This window comes from Nocardioides sp., assembly GCF_050246775.1.
In the GTDB taxonomy this organism is placed as follows: domain Bacteria; phylum Actinomycetota; class Actinomycetes; order Propionibacteriales; family Nocardioidaceae; genus Nocardioides.
Genome location: NZ_JBFWVK010000012.1, coordinates 1 through 18,207, shown reverse-complemented (window position 1 = coordinate 18,207; position 18,207 = coordinate 1). Strand labels below are relative to the sequence as shown.

At 66.2% G+C, this 18,207-nt stretch carries 13 protein-coding genes; 10 read left to right on the top strand and 3 right to left on the bottom strand.

Translation table 11 applies throughout. The features are described 5' to 3' along the window. Positions 1 to 14: 14 nt before the first annotated feature. Both AB7I40_RS23435 and AB7I40_RS23430 read right to left on the bottom strand, forming a co-directional pair. Positions 15 to 1,097, bottom strand: coding sequence for a DUF2510 domain-containing protein (locus AB7I40_RS23435; protein ID WP_428344643.1), 1,083 nt, complete (start codon positions 1,095 to 1,097; stop codon positions 15 to 17). A 27-nt stretch (positions 1,098 to 1,124) separates the two neighbouring features. After that, positions 1,125 to 1,370 carry a TM2 domain-containing protein gene (locus AB7I40_RS23430; RefSeq protein ID WP_428348144.1) on the bottom strand — a complete coding sequence of 82 codons (246 nt, stop codon included), beginning with the start codon at positions 1,368 to 1,370 and terminating at the stop codon, positions 1,125 to 1,127. Positions 1,371 to 1,758: 388 nt separating this feature from the next. Between AB7I40_RS23430 and AB7I40_RS23425 the strand changes: the two genes are divergently transcribed. From AB7I40_RS23425 to AB7I40_RS23390, 8 genes are all read left to right on the top strand, one after another. Further along, positions 1,759 to 2,073, top strand: a complete 315-nt coding sequence (locus tag AB7I40_RS23425) for a DUF6112 family protein (RefSeq protein WP_428344645.1) — start codon at positions 1,759 to 1,761, stop codon at positions 2,071 to 2,073. Between the two features lie 27 nt (positions 2,074 to 2,100). Then, a complete protein-coding gene (locus tag AB7I40_RS23420) occupies positions 2,101 to 3,423 on the top strand; it encodes a conjugal transfer protein TrbL (RefSeq protein WP_428344646.1) in 1,323 nt (440 codons plus the stop codon). 3 nt (positions 3,424 to 3,426) lie between these two features. Then, positions 3,427 to 4,890 carry an SCO6880 family protein gene (locus tag AB7I40_RS23415; RefSeq protein ID WP_428344647.1) on the top strand — a complete coding sequence of 488 codons (1,464 nt, stop codon included), beginning with the start codon at positions 3,427 to 3,429 and terminating at the stop codon, positions 4,888 to 4,890. A 43-nt stretch (positions 4,891 to 4,933) separates the two neighbouring features. Further along, a complete protein-coding gene (locus AB7I40_RS23410; protein WP_428344648.1) occupies positions 4,934 to 6,793 on the top strand; it encodes a hypothetical protein in 1,860 nt (619 codons plus the stop codon). Positions 6,794 to 6,864: 71 nt separating this feature from the next. Further along, on the top strand, positions 6,865 to 10,185 hold the full coding sequence (locus AB7I40_RS23405; protein ID WP_428344649.1) for a hypothetical protein: 3,321 nt from the start codon (positions 6,865 to 6,867) through the stop codon (positions 10,183 to 10,185). Beyond that, positions 10,182 to 14,831 carry a DEAD/DEAH box helicase gene (locus AB7I40_RS23400; protein ID WP_428344650.1) on the top strand — a complete coding sequence of 1,550 codons (4,650 nt, stop codon included), beginning with the start codon at positions 10,182 to 10,184 and terminating at the stop codon, positions 14,829 to 14,831. Before AB7I40_RS23405 ends, AB7I40_RS23400 begins: the two co-directional genes overlap by 4 nt. Before the next feature lie 59 nt (positions 14,832 to 14,890). Continuing rightward, a complete protein-coding gene (locus AB7I40_RS23395; protein ID WP_428344651.1) occupies positions 14,891 to 15,292 on the top strand; it encodes a hypothetical protein in 402 nt (133 codons plus the stop codon). After that, positions 15,289 to 16,779, top strand: a complete 1,491-nt coding sequence (locus tag AB7I40_RS23390) for an ATP-binding protein (RefSeq protein WP_428344652.1) — start codon at positions 15,289 to 15,291, stop codon at positions 16,777 to 16,779. The genes AB7I40_RS23395 and AB7I40_RS23390 overlap by 4 nt, the downstream gene beginning before the upstream one ends. Positions 16,780 to 16,825: 46 nt before the next feature. Here AB7I40_RS23390 and AB7I40_RS23385 read toward each other — a convergent pair whose 3' ends face one another. Beyond that, positions 16,826 to 17,038: a hypothetical protein gene (locus tag AB7I40_RS23385; protein ID WP_428344653.1), complete on the bottom strand. Its 213-nt coding sequence runs from the start codon at positions 17,036 to 17,038 to the stop codon at positions 16,826 to 16,828. A gap of 44 nt (positions 17,039 to 17,082) precedes the next feature. On the opposite strand from AB7I40_RS23385, the gene AB7I40_RS23380 reads away from it, so the two are divergent. After that, a complete protein-coding gene (locus tag AB7I40_RS23380) occupies positions 17,083 to 17,352 on the top strand; it encodes a hypothetical protein (RefSeq protein WP_428344654.1) in 270 nt (89 codons plus the stop codon). Between the two features lie 53 nt (positions 17,353 to 17,405). Then, positions 17,406 to 18,122 carry a hypothetical protein gene (locus AB7I40_RS23375; protein WP_428344655.1) on the top strand — a complete coding sequence of 239 codons (717 nt, stop codon included), beginning with the start codon at positions 17,406 to 17,408 and terminating at the stop codon, positions 18,120 to 18,122. Positions 18,123 to 18,207: the final 85 nt, after the last annotated feature.

The following is an 18,207-nucleotide window of genomic DNA, read 5'->3' as shown; positions in this document are numbered from 1 at the left end:
CCGTGGCGGCTCACTCAGCCAGAGCCGTCGCGCCCTCGGTTCCTCTCGATTCCGAGCGGCTCGCCCGAGACGCTGCCAAAGAGCCTCAAGAGGTCGACGGGCGTCGACTGCTCCCGCAGCGCGGGATTCGCCTCAAGCATCAACTTGATCCGTCGAGCGCCTTCCTCAGGGGTCAGCGCCTCCATTCGACGCTGTGCCTCCAAGGTCGCGGGGTCGGCGTCCTCAATGTGTGCGTTGGACAGTCGGTGCCACAACTCCTGATGGGCCGCACCGACGCGAAGCCATGCCTCGACGTGCGCCTTCCACTCGGCACTGCTCATGTTGAACTTGGGCTCGGGGTGGGCCGGAGCACGTCCGCTCGCAGCGGAGACGGGTTCAGCTTGGTGAAGCGCGAGGCCGGTCCCCGGGCCGCTCGTGACATGACCCGTCCATGAGTTCCCGTCCCAGTAACGGAGTTGCGTCGGGTTGGACGGGTCCGGATACCAGTCCGCGGGGGTGGTCACAGCGCCCGGTGCCGGCGAGACGTGATGCGTCCATGCAGTGCCGTCCCAGTAACGCACCTGCGCCGCATTCGACGGATCGGGATACCAGTCGGCCGCGATTCGAGGTGCGGAGACAGCCCGTTGGGCGTAGTCGTCCGTCCAAGCGAAGCCAGTCCAATAACGCAGGCGGGTCGAGTCGCCAGAGACCGCGTACCATCCGGCGGGCGCAGCGCCCACATGCGCGGCGCTCGACTGTTCGATTTGGGCAGCCCGTCGCTTCTTCTTAGCGTTCTGAGCGACCTTGATACCGGCGGCACCGACAGCGATCCCGGCAACAGCGACAAGTGCCAGTGGCACGAGACCTGAGATGTCGGGGGCGTTCCCCGGGACTTCCGGCACTCGCTCACGATCGGTGTTCCGCGCTACGCGCCGGCCGCGATCCGAGTTCGACTCAACCCTGTCGCCGATCACCACCTGCGACAGGTCATTTGTCTTCCGATCCCGCGCGAGACCGCTCTTTAGTCCGTCGTGCTTCCGCGAGTCTGAGAAGTCAGCGTTCTTCTTGACGAAGACTTCGCGGGTTTCCTTCCGGTAGCCACGGGGTGCGTCAGCCATGGCACCCCCCGCAACCGTCGCGCAACCTCACCTGAGTCCCATCCTGCGTTCGGCATTGACCCGATGCACCTGGGACGGGAGCGTGAAGAGGTCAACGAGGAGGCCGATCATGAACCAGCCGAACGTGAGCAAGTAGCCGATGCCCCTGCCCACCTTGCCGAGGTAGAAGTGGTGCACTCCGAAGAAGCCAAGGAACAACCACAGCACGTAAGCAACGCCGAGCGACTTGTCTGGGCGCGCGTACGCGCCGGGGTGGTGCGCAGCGACATGCATCGGCGCGTGTACCGGCGCATGGTGGGTGAACTGACTGCTAGCGCCAGTCCCTGGCACCGGCGGAGGCATGCCTGCCGGAGGCGGGGGCACAAAGCTCGAAGCAGGCGCAGGGGGCGGCATGTTGGGCGGCACGCCCCAACTCTGGCCATCCGTCATCGGTCTTCCCCCTTTCGCGCCCGGCACCACAGCCGACAAAGCAATCCTAGTGGCCGGCCGCTCGCCGCGACCGTGAAACGGAGGCTACGGGGAGACTCCGACAGTTCCGACAGGCCACCCTGAGGGCCGTAACACCTGGTGCCCCATCGACGGGTCGATTCACCTGGCTCCCGGCACACGGGGCTGAGCGAACACCTGAGCGAGTGAACCACCCACTCGCTCAGGAGGAATCGTGATCAACCTCGGTCTATCCACCACCGTCGTGCTGCTGCCGCAGGACATCAACATCGGCCCCAACTCCAACGGACTGCCCGGCATCAGCCAACTCAAGTCCATCGTCGGCGCGTCGATGACCGTCGGGCTGATCCTCGCCGTCCTCGCGCTGATCGTCTCCGCAATCGTGTGGGCACTCGGCGCGAACTCGTCCAACCCCCACCTCGCCGGTCGCGGCAAGATCGGCGTACTCGTCGGCCTGGGGGCAGCGATCATCACCGGCGCGTCCGTCGCGCTCGTCAACTTCTTCTGGAACGTCGGCCAGCAGGTCTGACACGGCCGAGCCGAGAGGAGTACGACGATGGTCGACGTCTGCGACGTACCCGTCATCTCTGGCGTCTGCGACGTCGCGGGCGACGCGGCAGGAGCTCTCGTCTCCGCGCCCTTCGACTGGCTCGCACAGGGTATGGGCCACGCAGCGGGCTGGATGTTCGAGGCGGTCTGGAAGGTCTTCGACTCGACCACCATGGTCGACGTCACCAGCAGTCAGTACACGAAGGTCTACAACATCCTCTTTGGCGTCGCCGTCTTCGTCATGCTCGGCTTCTTCATGCTCCAAGTCATCGGCGGCATGATCCGCCGAGAACCCGCCGCACTGTCGCGAGCAGCCCTCGGGTTGGCGAAGTCGATCCTCGGCTCGTTCGTCGCGCTCGCCCTGCTGGCGACGGCGTTGGAGGTCACCGACCAACTCTGCATCGGCATCGTCAACGCGGCCGGGACCAACATGGAGCAGATGGGCGACCGGATCGCGCTCCTCGCGGGCGGGCTGCTGACTCTGAACATCGCCGCACCCGGTGCCGGCGCGATCATCACCATGTTCATCGCGGGCCTCGCCATCGGCGCGGCAGTGATCGTGTGGATCAGCCTGCTCATCCGCAAGGCGCTGCTGCTCGTCGCGATCGTGTTCGCACCGATCGCCCTCGCTGGGTCGAGCTGGGACCACACGCGCGGCTGGGTCAGCAAGTGGGCGTCGTTCGTGATCGCGCTGATCATCTCGAAGGTCGTCCTGGTCGTTATCTTCCTCCTCGCAACCGCCCAGGTTTCCGCACCGATCGACGGAGATCTCCAATCGGTCAGTGACCCCATCGCTGGCGTTGTGCTCATGCTCATGGCCGGGTTCGCGCCGTACATGACCTACAAGGCAATCAGCTTCATGGGCTTCGACATGTACCACGCAATGTCGGCCGAGCAGGAGGCCAAGTCGGCGCTCAACCGTCCGCTCCCCATTCCGATGAGTCGCCGGCCCGGAGCTGAGCCGAGCAAAGTGCTCGACGGCGGTTCGAGCGGCGCAACCGGCGGCGGAGGCGGCACACGTCGACCGTCGGCACCGACAGCGGGCGGCACTGGCGGGCCGGCTCCAAGCGGGCCGGCTCCAAGCGGGGCGGGCACCTCCGCAGGAGGTGCTTCAGCCACTGGCGGAGGCGCAGCCGCAGGCGGGGTGGCGGCAGGGGTGGTAGTCGCGAAGGAAGCCGCCACCGCCGGGGTGCGAACGGGAAGGGCCACCGGGAGCGCCACCTCCCAGCAGGTGGACGCCGCCAATCAGGCGCCGCCGTCTGCCAATGCACCTATGCCGCCTCATGTCGCCGACTCGGTCCCGGCCCAATCCAACCGCAAGAAGGGCTGAGCGATGAGCGACCAAGCGACTGCACACGACTACGAGCTCGCCCCGGTGAAGTTCTCTCGCCTCACCCGACGTGGCGTGCTCCTCGGCCTGTCCGGGCCACAGCTCGTCGTGGTCGGCTTCGGCGCGATCGTCCTGGTGTTCGCGCTCTACTTCGGAGGCGGCCCGTCCCTGATGTACGTCGTCCCGATCCTCCTGCTCTGCGCCATCCTCGCTTTCGTCGGCGTCGGTGGACGCAAGATCGTCGAATGGCTCCCCGTAGTCACCAAGTGGATCTGGCGCTCGACCGGCGGACAACTGCTGTTCCGTCGTCACATCGTCAAGCCCCGTCCCGCGGGGACGCTCTCGCTGCCCGGTGACGCGGCACGGCTACGTCAGTGGTTCGACCCAGAGTCCGGCGCGGTCATGGTCCACGACCCGCACACTGCGACGTTGACCGCGATCGTGGGCGTCACCCACCCGGCGTTCATCCTGCTCGACCCCATCGAGCAGCAACGCCGCGTGACGAGCTGGGGCCGCGTGCTCGCCACCGCCTGCCGCTCGGGGCGCATCGCCTCGTTGCAGGTGATGGAGCGGACCCTGCCCGACTCCGGCAAGAGCCTGGCCGAGTGGTGGTCCCAGCACGGCCACCACGACGACTCGTGGAGCTCGACGACGTACGGCGAACTCATCAACCGTGCCGGCCCCGCAGGCGAACGCCATGCCAGCACCGTCTCGATCTCCCTGGACCTGAAGGCCGCCGGCCGAGCGATCCGCGCGGCTGGCGGCGGCAACCGAGGCGCCGCTGCCGTGCTCCGACAGGAGATGTCGACCATGACTGCTGCCCTGCGAGCTGCGGACCTCGCACCGTCAGGCTGGTTGGAGCCGGGCGACCTCGCCGTCATCCTGCGCTCGGCCTACGACCCCGTCGTCGCCGGTGCCCTCGAACGACACGGTGACCTCGGCCGCGACCTTGCCACCGCCGGCCCGGTCGCCGTGACTGAGAGCTGGTCGATGCTGCGGTCGGACTCCGCACACCACTGCGTGCTCTGGATCAGCGAATGGCCGCGCTCCCTGGTCTACCCGGGGTTCCTCGCGCCCGTGCTCCTCTCATCAGGGGTGCGTCGGACTTTCACGCTGCTCTACACGCCGATGCGCACCGACCAGGCCGCCCGCGACATCCGCAAGAAGAAGACCGAGTACATCTCCGACGCCGCCCAGCGCCAACGGATCGGCCAGATCGAGGACGCGCAACAGCACGCCGAGTACAGCGACGTCCTCCAACAGGAAGCCGACCTCACTGCCGGTCACGGCATCCTCCGCACCACCGGACTCATTGCCATCAGCGCTCAAGACTCCGACGAACTCGAACGCGCCGTCGCCGACATCGAGCAAGCGGCGATCCAAGCCTCCTGTGAAACACGTCGGCTCTGGGGCCAGCAGGCCCAGGCGTTCTCGGCCGCCGCGTTGCCCCTCTGTCGAACGGTGTGAGTGACCTTCAGATTTTGTCGGCGGTCCTCCATAGGCTTTTCCTGTGGCCAGCATCCAGCACATCGACGGCGAGCGTTCCGCAGGAGCACTCGCTGACCTACTCAACGGCAACGCCCGACGTCGACCCGTTGTTGTGGTGACCATCCCCGCTGGCCGCGATGACCCCTGGATCGACGTCGAGGAGATCGCCCGCGAGGCCGGGAACCTCGCCGAGGTGTATTTGATGCCGACCGGCAACTTCACCTGGGAGTTCTCACGCCGGATGGCCGAGGGAACCCAGGTGTACGGCGGGGCAGGCCGCGTCTACCCGCTTGGCCACGAATGGGCATCCGACCTGGCGAAGTCGCCGTTGCGATTCGCGTTCGACGCCCGGGATGGCGAACGCGCCACCCAGCAGCTCATTTCTGACACGCTGCGCATGGCGGCAGCGGCGGGCCTGCTTCAGACACTTCCCACCCGCGAACTCCGGCAGGTCAACGGATTGGTGACGGGGGTTGTCGCCGGTCGGGCGCTGGTCGACGTCGGCAACATGTTCCCGGCCGCGATCGCCGAGGAGCTCACGGTCGAGGACGTTCCCATCGAACGGATCGTGACCGCCGGGCAGAGGGTCACCGGCTGGTACGACGCCGAGACGAACCGCGTCGACGTCACCAAGAGCCTCCGCGCTGCCAGCGACGCCCTCGCGGCGTACGCCGTCGGCGATGTCATCTTCACCAAGGTCGCGATGGTGAAGGGCAGCAGGGCCGAGCTGGTGCTCTACCCGAAGACCAGCACATCTGCCGTGACTGCGACGGTTCTGCGAGCGGACGTCACGACAAACCCGGCTGATGACCTACGGACCCTCATGACGGTGGGCGAGGTCATCCCGGCCCGGGTGGTTTCCACCTCGCCGAAGTGGTCTCTGATCCTCAACGACGTTGATGACGATGAACCCATCGCTGGGGCCCCGTCGTTGCTGGTTGGTGGTCCGCCGTGGCTCGTCGAGGAGGACGAGGTCCTCGTAGAGGACGAGCCGCCGACCCGCCTCCCACCTGCGCCGCAGGTCCCGTTGCCAACGCAGGTCCCTGGGTCCGAGGCTATCGAGGAACCCGCTGCTGCGGCGCCAAACCTGAAACCCTCGCCGCCGATTCCGAGCCCTGCAATGCTCGATCGGAAGCGGCCACGCCCCGTTCCGACACCGCCTGGACATCCGACACCGCCTGGACATCCGACACCACCGGGCCCGCCCGCCCAGTCCACCCAGCCCAGCGAGTCCACGAAGACACTGCTGCTGAAGGTCGACGGCCTCGTTGCCGAGGTCAGTGGTCTGAAGCGCGAGCAGGAGAGTCTGCGCACCCAGCTCCTCACTGGAGCCGACGAGCGCGAGACGCTGCGCTTCCTGCTTGACCAGGCAGAGCGGCGGGCCAACCGTGCCGAGAACGACCTGAAGTCCACCCGTTCTCGGCTCCGCAAGGCCGGGAACGCGAAGTCGGCAGCTCCCGCGTGTATTGGACCGCAGTTCGCCGACGCCGAGCAAGGCTTCCGTTATCGAGTGCTCACCCAGTGGGCCACCCGGACGCTGCCCAGCGAACAACACGATCGCCCACTGCCCGACTACTTCATCGGGCCGCGCTTCCTCGACTCCCTCAACCGGCTCGAAGGCATCAAGGAGGAGAAAGTCGCCGACGTCGTCTTCGAGATCATCACCGGCCTTGCCCCGCAGATCCCCAGCCGCGAGGTCCACCACCTCCGCACCGGGTCCGGTGGCGACGACCCGGTCAGGATCAGAGATGACGGGGCCGTCGCGTGGCGCGCCAGCCTCCAGGTGAAGACCCCCTCGGCGAGGCGCATCCACTACTGGATCTTGCCCAACGGAGACGTCGAGCTCGCGCGAGTGACGACCCACGACGACTTCGATGCGTGACCTTTGCCTCATTTGTGTCGGCGCCTTCTGCCAAAGTTGGTTAGTGAACCGAAGTAGTGGGGACAGTGGGAATGACCGAGGCTGATCAGCGGCGCGTGCTAACGCCGACCGAGGCGCTTCAGCTGCGCGAGAAGGCGTGGTCCAGGCGCCTGGAGTCGGTTTCCTTGGCTGCCGAATATCAGGTCGTCCCGGCCCATGCAGCCCAGATGCTCGATGTGCTCGGCGGTGTCTATCGCAAGTACGCCTACGACTCTTACCGCCGGGAGCGCGCGCTTCGCATGTATCCGGCGGTACAGGTCCTTGCCACGACCAACGCGGCGATCGAGAAGTACGACGCACGCGGCTTCTGGCCGAAGCTGGCGGACCTCCTCCAGATACCGAACTCTCAACCCTTCCAGCAGGACTGGGGTCAAGCGTTCCTCGACAACCTCACCAAGCTGGGACTCCCGACGTTCAGGAACGCGGACGCCGACGCGGGAAGCAGATATCTCGGCCGCATCCTCCTCCACTGCGGCGTCCCCACGAAGTGCCTCGACGACTACTACCGAGTCGTCACTGAGCAGCGGTCCAAAGACCCCCGTATCGACGCCGAGACCTTCGTGTCCTGGGCAGCGGGGCGAGCCGAAGTGGACCGGCTCTACAACGTCGACATGCCCGTCAACCGCTTCCTTCGCTTCGGCGGAGAGTTCGCGGTCGACGTCACCGACCGCATCTTCGAGCTGCTCGACATCGTCAGCGCGGGAGGCGACGGGAGCGACGTCCCCCTGCCTGAACGGTTCCGCCTCAAGGCCCTGGAGATGAACCAGGCGGGCACGATCGAGAAGGTCAGATCCCGAGGCTCTCGCGGCACGAAGCTGTACCCCCACCTCATGCTCGATCCGTACGGCCGCGGCCCGCTGCTCCAACTTCCGCCCGTAGGCGATGCACCAGACGGAAGGGCGACTTGGGTGGTCACGCTCGACGGGAATCCTCAGAGGGTTGCCACTGAGGCGTTGTGGCCTGGTTCGACCGAGCCCGCACCTTCGACAACTGTGCCGATTCCCCGACCGATCCGGGTTGCATCTGCAGCCATCGAGGGCCGCGAGAGCCTCACCGCCAACGTGTCAGTGGTTGACGACAACGACCCCTTCTTGGTCTTTGGGGAGGACGGCGTCGGGCTGCCGGCCGGCATCGCGCTTCCCGGAAGTCTCGTCTGGCTGCTCGTGCCCGGGCATCCCAGCGGGCTGGTTTTCGACGGCGACGCCAAGATCGTCACGGAGGCAGCCCTTCCGCCCGGATGGTCGCAGTGGTCGCTGACTCTCGTCGACCTTGCCGAAGTTCGATCGTTGCGATTTGGCGCCGACGGCAAGCAGCACTCCGTACGCCGCTTCAGCGCCGCTCGTATCGAGGTGGGCCAACCTCTGGCGGGGGCACGCACATCCGCTGGCGCACCCGTTTTCACTCAACTCCCAGCGGTCATCCTTCCCGACACCCTGGGTTCCGACGCGGACTGGGAGGTCTCGATCCTCGACAGCAAGGGAGCACTGGTCCGGCGTAGTTCGTTCAAGGCAGGCCAGCCGACCGACGAACTGTGGTCCGACATGCAACGGCCAATTCTCGGGACGTTCACCATCCGTGTCCGTGGCCCGTGGGGACGAGGGGCTTCCCGCACTGTCTTCGTCGCAGAAGGACTCAGCCTCCGGAGTAGCCCCACCTGGCGTCGTCTCACTACTGACGGACTTGTGCCTGCGACGCTCACCGTCACGGCCCCGCAGGGAATGGAGGTCGACCACACCTCGGTCATCTTGGGCCCGCATCAGAGGGACCGATACGTGATTGTCGGTACCAGGGGCGGCACCGTGTCGCTCCAACTGTCGCCACCGCACATGAGCATCGCCTATCAGTCGGCAGACACGACGACCAAGCCGTCCGTCCGCGCGGTGACTCTCTACACCGAGGACGTGACTGCCGGCGCGGGGACACTCATCCTGGATGTCGGGGCCGATGCAGAGCCAGCACTGAGCGTCATCGCTGCGTCGCAGCACATTCAGACGTTGACTCCGGGAGTTGGCCGACAGGGGGTCTACCGGTTCAACCTCGCCCAGCTTGTCGACACGCTCAACAGCCACCGGCAACTGTCGATCTGCCTCGGTGACGAGGGCCAGTTGCCGGTGGCCATAATCAGGCCGAAGCGCCTCTTCTCGACTGTCGACATCGGACCCGAGGGCCTGACCTTCGTCGACTGCACAGACATCCCTGGCTTGGCAGCGCTTGTCTATCCGACCCGCGCACCCTGGCGTAAGCCAGTGCTGCTGCCGATCTCTAACGGCGTCGCCGTCTTGCCCGAAGAGCTGAGGGATGCAGGGCCTCTGCGTGTCGCCGCTCGGGTCGAGGACCCCTGGGCGCCTGAGCCGGTACCCGATTGGCCAGAGGTCGGTGGGTCGCGCTTGGTTGATGCCCAGGGCTGGCTCCTAAGCGAGGACGATGAGGAATCCGCCATCTCGGCATTTCTCGCCGGTGTCAGAGGGCTTCCCGAGTGGATCACCGACTTCACTCGCTTGTGGTCCGTCCGCGCCACGCTTGCCGGCCTCAGCCTGGGCGATCGCGCGATTCCCATTCGCGACGAGGTCGAAGCGGCGATGTTCCGACAGCCCCAACCGGCGCTGGTGGCGCTTGCAGAATCATCAGTGCCAACCGGAGCCATCCCGACGTTGGTGGTTCGATCTGGACTCGCGTGGGCGGACCTCTCCGGGGCACACGATGAGACGCCACCGACCTGGACCACCCGTGGTGCCGTGCCAGCCGCCCTGCTCTCGGCCGCGGACGCCGAATGGTCACAGGAGGAGATCGACGCCGCGATCGTAGTTTGTGGCGACGTAGTCGCGACGATCCTCGACGGAACGGACCCGTACGCGACATCGGGCAAGTTTGATGTGGGCGCGGACATCTTCGCGGCCAACCCCGCCCAGCGGGACGCTCTCGTGGCATTGATGGGTCTCGTGCCCCAGGGACTCTTGGGAGGCGACACCCGAGTCATCGCCGCGATGGAGCTCATCCCGTTGCGGAAGGACAAGCGTCTGGAGTGGCTCTTCAAGCACGCTCGAAGCGTCTCGACGGTGACTGGCAACCTGCTCACGGAGATTGCCCCGCCTGAGATCGTCTCGGCCTTCCAATCGCGCAAGCACCCGACCCGCGAAGACGGCTGGAGGGCAACGCCGGCCATCTCTCTTGGTCTCGCGATCGCTGCTCGCTACGCGGCGCGCGGAAGTGAACCGGCCCTGCGCCACATGGACTTCCAGAGGCGTGGATGGGCAGACCTTGCAGCTGTCGTCCCCCAGCTCGTGACCATCGACCTCATCCTCGCCGAACTGCTGGTGGCGGGAGCAGAGGCTAGGAAGGGAAGGTCTTCGTGACCGGCAATATCGACGCAGTCGGGACAAGCACCGACATCAAGGCGACCTATCGCCGGTACCTCCAGTCTCTGCTCGCCGTACGTGATCCCTCGCTCGACTCGGCATTGCGCGAGGCCATCGACACGACTCACCTGCTCGACAAGGGGCCGTACCTAGAGGCCACGCCTCCCTACGCGCCGGGATCCTCAGTCCAGGACCTCATCGCGGACGGGACACTCTCGCCAAGCTTCGGCGAGCTGACAAGCCCCGCGTTGCCGTTAGACCGGCCACTATACGTCCACCAGGAGCGGTCGATCCGTAAAGTCGCTGCCGGGCGCAACGTTGTGGTCGCCACGGGCACGGGCTCGGGCAAGACGGAGTCGTTCCTCCTCCCGATCCTGGACAGCCTCGTACGTGAGAAGGACGCCGGAACACTCGGTCCCGGCGTTCGAGCGCTGTTGCTTTACCCGATGAACGCGCTCGCGAACGACCAACTGAAGCGTCTCCGCCAGTTGCTCGCGGGGTATTCAGACATCACCTTTGGCCGGTACACGGGCGACACTGAGAACGACCCCGCGAAGGCACGCGAGATGTTCTCGTTGTTGAACATCGGGGAGCCGATCCTGCCGAACGAGTTGCTTAGCCGCGACGAGATGCGCCAGACACCTCCGCATCTGCTCCTCACTAACTACGCGATGTTGGAGTACTTGCTCTTGCGTCCGCAGGACATGGCGCTCTTCCCCGAAGGCCAGGACACCTGGCGATTCATCGCCGTGGATGAGGCCCACGTCTACGACGGCACCCAAGGTGCGGAGATCGCGATGCTCCTGCGCCGCGTACGGGATCGAGTGGCCCCGGACCGAACCATCCAGTGCATCGCGACTTCAGCCACCGTCGGTGGGGACACCGATCCGGGCGCTGTTACGAGGTTCGCCACGAACCTGTTCGGCCAGCCGTTTGAGTGGATCGACGGTGATGACAGCCGCCAGGACCTCATCACCGCGCGACGAATAGAGACACCACCCGGTCCACATTGGGGGCCCCTCGCCGCCGCTGAGTACACCGCTCTCGCCTCGTCGCACGATCGAGAGCACGCAGTCCTCGAACGGGCGGCACAGGCTGGGTTCGCTGCAAACAGCGCCTACGACGCTCTCCTGCACGAATCGGCTCTGGTCGAGGTCCGCAGGCTCCTTGTAGCCAAGCCGATTCCGTTCCAAGCCGTCGCAAACCAGGTCTTCGCAGATCAAGACGACGCGCAGGCTGGGCTTGCGGCACTGGTCGAGCTCGGAAGCTCTGTCCACACTAGCGACGGGTCAACCCCCATCTCAGCCCGCTATCACCTGTTCCTCCGCGCGACAGAAGGCGCGTTCGCATGTCTCTCCGATGTTGGACCGCACGTCCAACTCGCGCGCCATGAATCCTGTCCCGACTGCACCGCGCCAATGTTCGAGATCGGATCGTGTAAGCGCTGCGGCGCCGTTCATGTCGTGGGGAACGTGGCTTCCGTGGCCGGGGTTACTCGATTGCTGCCACGCGCTGCGAGCCGGACCAACACCTGGCTGGTCCTCACTGATACGAACGGGCAGGTCGACGAAGACGAGGAGGCCGCGTCCGACGGTGGAGCCGACCCGACGGCTGACGAGGCGAAGTTGTGTACCGCCTGCGGAGCGATCGCTCGCGCCACCGACGGTTCGTGCCCTGCGTGCCACTCGTCTCAGCTTCGCGGTGTCCGGAAGCTGAAGCAGCGTGGCGAAGAGATCGCCGGGTGCTTGGTTTGCGGCGCACGCGGGCCGGCAACGGTTCGGGTCTTCGACACTGGCGCCGACGCCAGCGGCGCAGTCATCGCGACGTCCCTGTACCAGAGCCTCCCCCCGAGCCCGAAAGCCGCAGAGCAGCAGCTTCCTGGCGAAGGCCGCAAGCTCCTGTCCTTCAGTGACAGTCGGCAGGCGGCGGCCTACTTCGCGCCATACCTCGAAGACTCCTACGGTCAGATCAAACGTCGCCGACTCATTAGCCAGGGCCTAATCGACGCTGGAGCCGCCGACGATCCTGTAATGATCGAGGACATCGTCTTCTCGACGCGGAAGGCAGCCGAGAGCGTGAAGACGTTCCCGCGCCGAATGACTGCTCAGCAGCAGGCTCGCGAGGTCGGCCCGTGGGTCATGGCGGAGATCGTCGCGACCGATGATCGCCAGTCTCTTGAAGGTCTCGGATTGCTGTCGATTTCGATGGACCGCGACCCCGCGTGGCCGACCCCGCCACCCCTCCTCGCACTCGGGCTGACAGACGACGAGGCGTGGTCCTTCCTCCAAGAACTCGTGCGCACCCTGCGCCAGCAGGGCGCTGTCACGATGCCCCCAGACGTTGATGCGAAAGACGAGATCTTCGAGCCGCGTCTCGGACCGATCTTTGCCCGGGAGTCGGGGCCTCAAGCCATCCGCAAGGTCCTGTCCTGGCTCCCCGGCAAGGGCACGAACCGCCGAATCGACTACACACGACGAGTACTGCAAGCGATTGGCCGCGACGAAGATCCCACGGCTCTACTCAAGGGAATCTGGAACTTCCTGTCCTCGCCGTCGACCCCGATCGACTGGCTGAAGGCGAGCACCCAGCAGAGTCTCGGCGTCGTCTACCAGGTCGATCACGAACTGCTCCGTATGCGGTGGGCGACCGAAGCCTCGCCCGTCCACCAATGCACGATCTGCCGCAGGGTAACGGCGTTCGCGGTTCGTGGAGTCTGCCCGGCCCTGGGTTGTGAGGGAAAGCTTGAGGAGTTCGTCGCTCCGGCGCTCGACGCAGATCGCAACCACTATCGCGCGATCTACCAGTCCATGCGTGCGGTCCCGCTGAAGGCACAAGAGCACACGGCCCAGTGGACCAACGTCGAGGCTGCCAACGTCCAGCACCAGTTCATTCGTGGCGAAGTGAACACCCTGTCCTGCTCAACGACCTTCGAGCTCGGTGTGGACGTGGGAGAGCTGCAAGCCGTTCTGCTGCGCAACATGCCCCCGTCCACAGCCAACTACGTGCAGCGGGCAGGCCGAGCAGGGCGTCGCTCTGGGGCGGCGGCTCTTGTCGTGACCTACGCGAACCGCAGGTCGCACGATCTCAGCCGATTCGCCGAGCCGGAAGTCATGATGTCGGGCGCGGTCCGAGCGCCATACGTGACTCTGGACAACGCGCGGATCGACCGGCGGCACGCGCACTCCGTTGTGCTGGCCGCCTTCTTCCGGTGGTACCTCGATGTCCACCACACGATTGCCCGGACGGCAGGTCAGTTCTTCCTGCCCAGCGACACTGGAAGCGACGCACCTGTGACGCTTCTCAAAGGCTTCCTGACGCCCGTCCCCACGGAGATCAAGCAGTCCCTCAATCGCCTCCTGCCCCAGACGGTTGCCGACGAAATCGGGGTCGACCCCGACGCATGGGTCCAGGTGCTTCTCGACCTCCTCGAAAATGTGCGTACGGAGCTCGCGGGCGACGTTGAGGCGTTGGCTGAACTACAACTTCAGGCAGCGGCGGCCCAGAAGTACAAGCTGGCCGAGCGATACAAGCAGGTCGGCCGCACCCTGGAGATGCGCGACCTGCTCGGTTTCCTCGCCACACGAAACGTTCTCCCCAAATACGGTTTCCCCGTCGACTCCGTCGAGCTGCGAACTGCCTACTCCGGCAACCAAGCTGGAGCGAAGCTCGACCTGTCCCGCGACCTCTCACAGGCCATCCATGAGTACGCCCCCGACGCCACACTCGTTGCTGGCGGGATGCTCTGGACCTCCCGCGGCGTCTACAAGATGCCCGGTCGTGACCTTGAGGAGTTCGAGTACCGCACATGCGAGCGATGCGGCGGCTTTTGGCAGGCGCTCGCTGACCTCGACCCACGGTGTCCGCACTGCGGCGAGGCGTCTACTCACGCTCCGCGGAAGATCACCGTCCCCGAGTTCGGATTCGTGGCTGCACCAAACCCTGCTCGCCCTGGACCTCGCCCGCCGCGGCGATCCTGGAGCGGCGCAACGTATGTCCTCAAGGAGCCGGCAGAGGCCAAGGAGCGCAAGATCGCCATCAATGCCGGCACTTGCGATGTTCGGGTCGGTCCTCGCGGGCGGCTCGTTTCTGTCGCAGATGGACCTGGAGGCTCTGGGTTCTGGATCTGCAACTGGTGCGGCCACGGCGCGGCCCGGGCACGGCATCCGCAGAAGCCCCCGGCACACGACCATCTGATCAAAGGCTCGCCTTGCGCCGGGTCATCCCGGTGGCTAGATCTCGCCCATAGCTACGAGACCGACCTGCTGTTCATCGACATCAAGATGCCCGGCATCTCCAACACCCAGGCTCACTGGAAGTCTCTGCTCTACGCCGTCCTGGAAGCCGGTTGCGACGAACTCGAAATCGCGCGTGACGACATCGGCGCCTCGCTCGCACCGACCGGCGCATCGAGTTGGGAGATCGTTCTGTTCGACACCGTCCCCGGAGGGGCAGGACACGTCCTGCTTGTCGAGCAACATCTCGAGCGAGTCCTCAAGGCGGCCCTCAAGCGGGTCAGTTCGTGTGAATGTGGACCTGAAACGTCCTGCTACGGCTGCTTGCGCAGCTACGGCAACCAACGAGACCACGACGACCTGTCTCGCGGTGCCGCCGTAACTCTCCTGGAGGCAATGCTCGGGGCCTGACCACCGGGCAGGCGGCCCAGGCACACCTCCTTCTTGACCAGAACGAGAAGGAGGTTCCGATGCCCACGTTTGAGAACCCGACGGCTGACGCCGACGAAGTGCAGACAGCGCTGCGCGCTCTGGCGCATGCGACCCGCTCCAACGACGACCCGCGCGAGATCTACTCGGTGCTCGGGTCGCTCACGTCGGCCGTCGCGTCGCTGAGTCAGTCGCTGCACCAACTCGCGGCGTTCCACGACGGGCGTCAGAAGCAGACAGACTGGGTGCCGGCGGACTCTCCGAAGGCTCGCTCGGCTGCGTACCGGGTGTCGTGGGATCTCCACCGGGCCGGCGAGATGGTGCGCCAGGTTGGTGAGGTCATCGCGAACGCCCACGAGGCAGAGGCCATGCTGGCCTACCACCGCGAGTTCCCCGAGCCACCCTGGTCGCGCACCTCCGCCGAGCACGGGCTGTCACTGTGAAGAGCTCGAACGAAGGACGCCTGCACAGTACGGTCCTCGTCGCACCTCGACGCGAGCGTCGCCGTGAACAGCGGGCACGCAGAGCGGCGGCGAAGTCGTTGCTGGCCGAGGACCGTGACTCCCGCAAGGCCGTCGCCAAGGCGAAGGCCGACGAACTGGCCGCTGAGCGTCGCGCAACCGTCGTGCTGCCCAAGGCCGGCGAACCCGGCGCCGCGGCGCTCCGCACTCCCGGTCGGTTGCGATTGCCACGTCACCAGGACACGTCGGCCACCCTTGCGGGTGCGTACCCGTTCCTTGCCGAGGGTGGTCTCGGGAGCGACGGAGTGTTCGTAGGTCAGGATCTCTACTCGGGGTCCTCGTTCGTCTATGACCCGTGGGTGCTCTACGCCCGCGGACTCATCACCGCTCCGAACCTCGTGCTCGCCGGCATCGTCGGCTCCGGTAAGTCGGCGCTGGCGAAGAGCCTGTACACCCGCTCGATCCCGTTCGGTCGCCGCGTCTACGTCCCCGGTGACCCGAAGGGTGAGCACACCGCGGTCGCCGAAGCGGTCGGAGGGAAGGCGATCGCGCTCGGGCATGGCATGGCCAACCGGCTCAACCCGCTCGACGAGGGCCACCGTCCCGCCGGGCTGGACGACGTCCAGTGGGCGGCGCAGGTGACGGCGCGACGCCGCGAGCTGGTCGGCGCGCTCGCGGAGACCGTGCTCGACCGGCGGCTCACTCCGTTGGAGCACACCGCGATCGACGTCGCACTCGCCGACACGGTGCGCTCATCGGAGGTGCCGGTGTTGCCGATGGTCGTCGACCGACTCCTAGCGCCCGACCCGGCCACCGACTCCGACGGCCGTCTCGCTGAGGACGGGCGGCTGGCTGGTCACGCGCTGCGGCGTCTCGTCGCGGGCGACCTGGCGGGGCTCTTCGACGGCCCGTCGACGGTGCGGTTCGATCCGACGCTGCCGATGATCTCCCTTGACCTGTCGCGGGTCACCGAGAACGCGACGCTCATCTCGGTGTTGATGACATGTGCGTCGGCGTGGATGGAGTCTGCCCTGCTCGACCCCAACGGCGGGCAACGCTGGGTCGTGTACGACGAAGCGTGGCGACTCATGTCCCACCCCGCATTGCTGCGACGGATGGATGCCCACTGGCGGCTCGCGCGGCACTACGGCATCGCGAACATGCTGATCTTCCACAAGCTCTCCGACCTCGACAACGTCGGCGACCAGGGCTCCGCCATGCGCGCCCTGGCTTCCTCGCTGCTAGCGAACGCCGAGACGCGCGTGGTCTACCGACAGGAGTCCGACCAACTCGGCTCGACCGCTGCCGCGCTCGGGCTGACCCGTACCGAGCAGTCGCTGCTGCCGACTCTGGGTACCGGCCAGGGGTTGTGGCGGATCAAGCACAGGTCGTTCGTCGTACAGCATCAGCTCCACCCGGCCGAGCTGGAGCTCTTCGATACGTCTGCGCGGGCGTCGGCCCGGAGCTAGCATCCCGGTGACCCCGTCGGCGACCCGAGACGCAGGCGGGGTCTCCTTATGCGTGCCGGGCGATCTGGTTGTTCCGAAGGCCATTGGCGTCGTCGTAGTCCCACAACGCCCACTCGAACCCCGCGTCGTAGGCGTTGTCGCGGTCGCGTCGGGCTTCAAGGAGCAGGCGCGCAGCCGACGACGAGCCGGTACTGAGACATGCGGCGCGACCGTCGCGGTAGCCGTCGTCGTACCGCCTGACGCCGTGACCCTGATCCATTGCTCAAGTCGAACACATGTTCGAGGATGGGTCAAGATTGAGACGTGTCCTCGAACCCGCCGAAGAACGACGCGTGGCCCCCGCCCAAGCGCTGGCGCCACTGCTGGGTGCGGTTCGGCCACGGCAACTACCCGCCGCCCGCTCCCGGTCTGATCCTGGACTGGCGCCGCGAGTCGGGCCGGTGGACGGCATGGGTGGTGTGGGTCGACAACACCGGTATCAAGGAGCGGGTCTGCCAAGGCTGGCTCCCGGTCGCGGTACTGCGGCCGGCCAGGAGTGACATCAACGTCTGGAACGACGGCCCCTGGAGGTAGCCGGACGGGCTCGCACACCTGTTCTTCGACAACGACTGTCAGGAGGAACGGGAATGCGAGTACAAGCCCGCGATCTCGCGGCCCGCGAGGAGAAGCTCGAAGCGCTACAGAAGAAGCTCACCGAGTCCGTCGGCGCGCTGGTGACCGGGGAGGACTGGAAGCGGGCGCTGGAGTTCGCCGCGAAGTTCCGGGGTCGCAGCTTTGGGAACACGATGCTGATCGCGGTTCAGCACTACGCCGCGTTCCAGCAAGGCCGCGTGCCCGAGCCGATGCCGACGTACGTCGCCGGCTTCAAGCAGTGGCTCAGTCTGAACCGTGCGGTGATGAAGGGCCAGTCCGGGTACGCGATCCTCGCGCCGGTCACCGCCCGGTTCGCCTCCTCGAACCCGTCGGACCCGGACTCGTGGCGTCGCCTCGCTCGCGGCGAGAAGCCGGGCTTCGGCGAGGCCGTCCGATCCAAGCTCGTCGGCCTCAAGCCCGCTCACGTCTGGGACATCTCCCAGACCGACGGCGAACCGATCCCCGAGCCACCTGCCCCGACCCTGTTGCAAGGCCAGGCACCCGAAGGGCTGTGGGACGGCCTTGCGGATCAGATCACGGCGCAAGGTTTCGAGCTGAGGCTGGTCTCGAACGCGAAGGCGATCGGCGGGGCCAACGGTTTGACCGACTACATGACCCGCGAGGTGTCGGTGCGGATGGACATGGACGACGCCGCCCAGGTCAAGACGCTCGCCCACGAGCTATTGACCGCACCAACTGGAGTGCCCTGAGCCGTCCCCCGGCTGTCCGTGCAGCTACGACTCGCCGGTCATTGTCGATGTCCACCGCTGCCGAGGCTGTGCGTGCTCCCGTTTC

Bases quoted from the DNA above. Each gene is read 5' to 3' on its own strand.
- AB7I40_RS23435 (WP_428344643.1), bottom strand. From the start codon at position 1,097: ATGGCTGACGCACCCCGTGGCTACCGGAAGGAAACCCGCGAAGTCTTC.
- AB7I40_RS23430 (WP_428348144.1), bottom strand. From the start codon at position 1,370: ATGCATGTCGCTGCGCACCACCCCGGCGCGTACGCGCGCCCAGACAAG.
- AB7I40_RS23420 (WP_428344646.1), top strand. From the start codon at position 2,101: ATGGTCGACGTCTGCGACGTACCCGTCATCTCTGGCGTCTGCGACGTC.
- AB7I40_RS23415 (WP_428344647.1), top strand. From the start codon at position 3,427: ATGAGCGACCAAGCGACTGCACACGACTACGAGCTCGCCCCGGTGAAG.
- AB7I40_RS23405 (WP_428344649.1), top strand. From the start codon at position 6,865: ATGACCGAGGCTGATCAGCGGCGCGTGCTAACGCCGACCGAGGCGCTT.
- AB7I40_RS23395 (WP_428344651.1), top strand. From the start codon at position 14,891: ATGCCCACGTTTGAGAACCCGACGGCTGACGCCGACGAAGTGCAGACA.
- AB7I40_RS23385 (WP_428344653.1), bottom strand. From the start codon at position 17,038: ATGGATCAGGGTCACGGCGTCAGGCGGTACGACGACGGCTACCGCGAC.
- AB7I40_RS23375 (WP_428344655.1), top strand. From the start codon at position 17,406: ATGCGAGTACAAGCCCGCGATCTCGCGGCCCGCGAGGAGAAGCTCGAA.